This is a genomic window from Moorena sp. SIO4G3, from assembly GCF_010692305.1.
In the GTDB taxonomy this organism is placed as follows: Bacteria; Cyanobacteriota; Cyanobacteriia; order Cyanobacteriales; family Coleofasciculaceae; genus Moorena; species Moorena producens_A.
Genome location: NZ_JAAHIG010000610.1, coordinates 1 through 3,209 on the forward strand (window position 1 = coordinate 1; position 3,209 = coordinate 3,209).

Here is a 3,209-nt window from a genome sequence, read left to right on the forward strand (position 1 = left end):
GATGACCAGGCAGATGACCAGGCAGATGACCAGGCAGATGACCAGGCAGATGACCAGGCAGATGACCAGGCAGATGACCAGGCAGATGACCAGGCAGATGACCAGGCAGATGACCAGGCAGATGACCAGGCAGATGACCCCCTCACGTTTTTGGAGGTTCCCGTTACAGGACTGCCCAGGGGAGAATATTTACCCTTGTTTCCCTATGGAGGCGTAAGTGGAACCCTGGCTCACTATCAGCAAATGGAGGAACAAATCCTCAATCCCCAGCGCCGCAAAAAAATTAAAATTATTGCTGAAACAGACACTACTCAACTTAGCGGTCAACCTCAAGGAATACTAGGGGGGATAGGGACATTTAGTCCCCAAGCATTCAGTGCCTTGAGTAGATCAGCTACCCCTGAAGCTCAGGCCATGACAGCTGCTCCAACAACGGAAACCATCACTGGTACAACTTCCCTGGGATTGTTGGCAACCTATTCCTCTGATTACCAAACCCTCAATAGTCTATTACTGGCGAAGGATACCGACAATGAGGATGTGAGTTTGCAGGACCTAGAACGGGGTTCATCCCTCCGTTCAGCTTTCCAGTCCAGTCAGATGTTCCTGGTGATCACTGACCCGACTTCCCTCAAAACCTTTGATACCAATGAATCTCCTCCAGTTATCAAAGAGCATTTTCAGAACAATCAACTGACTATTCAAGGGTGGACCTTTGATCTCAATCCAGACAATTGGCGTCAGGGCACAGGGGATACTGATACGGTATTACTGTTTAAGTTCCTAGATAAGCCCCTGATTGATATTCTCAAGGATACCGCCCTGTGGGAACAACCGGAGGTATTTGTCGGGACGGCAACGGATGCTGATGAACGGGTCAAGGAAATTAAAGCAGTGCGCGATCGCTTAGTGACATTCTTTGAAAATGCGATCGCAACCGCCAACGACCCCAATGCTGCTGAAAAAGACCGGGATAATGCTGCCCCTCTAGCCCGGGTTGGCAGCAGCACCTTTTGGTCAGGGATGATTGCGTTAAATGTCAAGCTCCCAGCTGGGACAGGACTGCCTCAAGACTTGAAAGCCCTAGAATGTGGCATACAAGACCAGGATAACTTCTACGCTCAGTATGTCGGGAGTAATGGCACCCCGATTTTGCCCCAAAATGGGGAATTGGTAGCGGAACAGTCTTCTTTGTTTGGATTGCTGGACTATCAAGACAACTCCGTGCCAGAAACCGGTCCCTTGGGCTATGCCTTCCAGGTGGCCAACTTACGGGTGCAATTCCAAAATTCTCAAATTACCGCATTTTCCAGTGAGGTCAATCTTACCCTAGATAAACTCTTTGACGAAGCCACCCAATTACTCAATAGTCGTTCAGGACGGAATATCGTCATTCTCCAGGGCTTTACGGAAGAACACGATGGCGTGATTACCTATAGCTTTAGCTTTAGCGGCGAGAACTATTTTGCCCTACCCGATAGTCATATTCTCAATAATGTTGACATCGTTAAGGCCACTTTTTCCACAGACCCCCCAGGCAATGATACTACACTCACCATTGGACGGTTTACCCTCTGGGGCCGTCTCAATTTCCGTGACCTAGAGACCTTTGATGGATTATCCTTTGGGTCAGATACTTCCCTGTCCGATGACGTGTTAACTGCCAGCAACCTGGTCAACCGCAGTGCCCGTGCTCTGGAAGACGATTATCAAGTAGGGATTGATACTCTCAATCAAGCATCAGCGGAGTTGCAGCAAAAACTGGATGAGCTAGCCAATAACGAACAATTCCTCCAGTTCTCAAAGCTAACCATTGTGATGAACTGCAAGCATACCAATGGTACCCAGGATATCACCTTTAGTGTGGATGCCAGCCAAATTGCCTTTGATTTGGCTCAGAGTAAAGCCCGCCCCCATAGTCTCTACAGCAAATTTCCCCTTAAGCTGACTAACTTCGTCTATCTCGACCCTGCTCAACCGGATAGCAAGCCTAAAGGGTATCTTACGGTGAAAACTCCCTTGGGCACTGGTTCTATGCCCGACAGTGGCTTTGGTTTTAACTTCGAGTTTAATTTGGGCAGTTTGGGGGCATTGTCGGGTTCAGCTCAGTTTGTGGTTAATCTGTTGATTATCTGGGAACCGAATCAGGATGGTTCCCAGGAGAAAGCCACAACTTTTGTAGGATTGAGGCTACCGGGAATTGGTGGGGATGTGCTCGGTTTTCCTCTCCAGAGTGTACTGAAGCTGTCCTTCAAGACGGTGGAATTACTGGTTGATTCCACTAGCACTTCTGGTACAGCTTACTTGTTGAAAATTAAGAAGGTTGCTCTTAAGTTTTTTGTCCTCTCATTTCCCCCCAGTGGACAAACCGAAATTGTTATCTTTGGCAATCCTGATGCCACGGATAGTAATGATGCTGTTGGCTGGTATGCTGCTTATGCTAAAGGTTAAGGCTTTAAGCAATAGGTTTAATTTAAGTTAGATCAAAAGGAGATACGATGGCAGAGGATAAAATCAATGATTATCAAAATATTAACAATATCCCAACCTTTATGGAGGAAGTAAAGACTACCTATAGCATTACTGAAGAATTGCCCATCAACTTATCTGACAATCATCCATTATCTGATATGTGGGCAAAATCAATTACTGTTACGGAAGGTACATCACCGGATCCTTGTTATACTGCTACTGGATCAATTAATGATCAGTTTCCTTTCAATTTTGCCGAGGATTTTCCCTTTGATAGTAAAGATTTTAGTTTTCTAACCAACCAAGACGTTGCTCCTGAACTGGCAATGAAGTTGAAGATTGATGTCTTCCAACCTATACCGGAACCTGAAGATAGGAGGGGGATTAAAGTTACCGTATTTTCGGTACCCCAATCCGATGATTATCCCAATGGAGTTATTGTAAAAAAAGGCTTAACCTTCGTGGACGAAAATGGAAATACTGTAACTGATGATAATCTATCAACAACAAAGATTCCAGAAGAATCAGTGGTGCCAACGGAAGCAGACGTTAAGCTCGATCAATTATAGCCTTTGTATCTCGGTTGTAAACACACGAATTGCTGAAAGAGGCAATAGGCAAGAGGCAAGATTAACCCACCCCTAACCCCTCCCAGGAGGGGAAGGCAAGAGGCAAGATTAACCCACCCCTAACCCCTCCCAGGAGGGGAAGGCAAGAGGCAAGATGGGAAAGATATC

At 46.3% G+C, this 3,209-nt stretch carries 2 protein-coding genes; both read left to right on the forward strand.

What is annotated here, in order from left to right:
- On the forward strand, positions 1 to 2,451 hold a 2,451-nt coding region (locus tag F6J99_RS43590; RefSeq protein WP_293123324.1), incomplete at its 5' end, for a hypothetical protein.
- Between the two features lie 47 nt (positions 2,452 to 2,498).
- Complete coding sequence (locus tag F6J99_RS43595) at positions 2,499 to 3,041, forward strand: hypothetical protein (protein ID WP_293123327.1); 543 nt, start codon at positions 2,499 to 2,501, stop codon at positions 3,039 to 3,041.
- Positions 3,042 to 3,209: the final 168 nt, after the last annotated feature.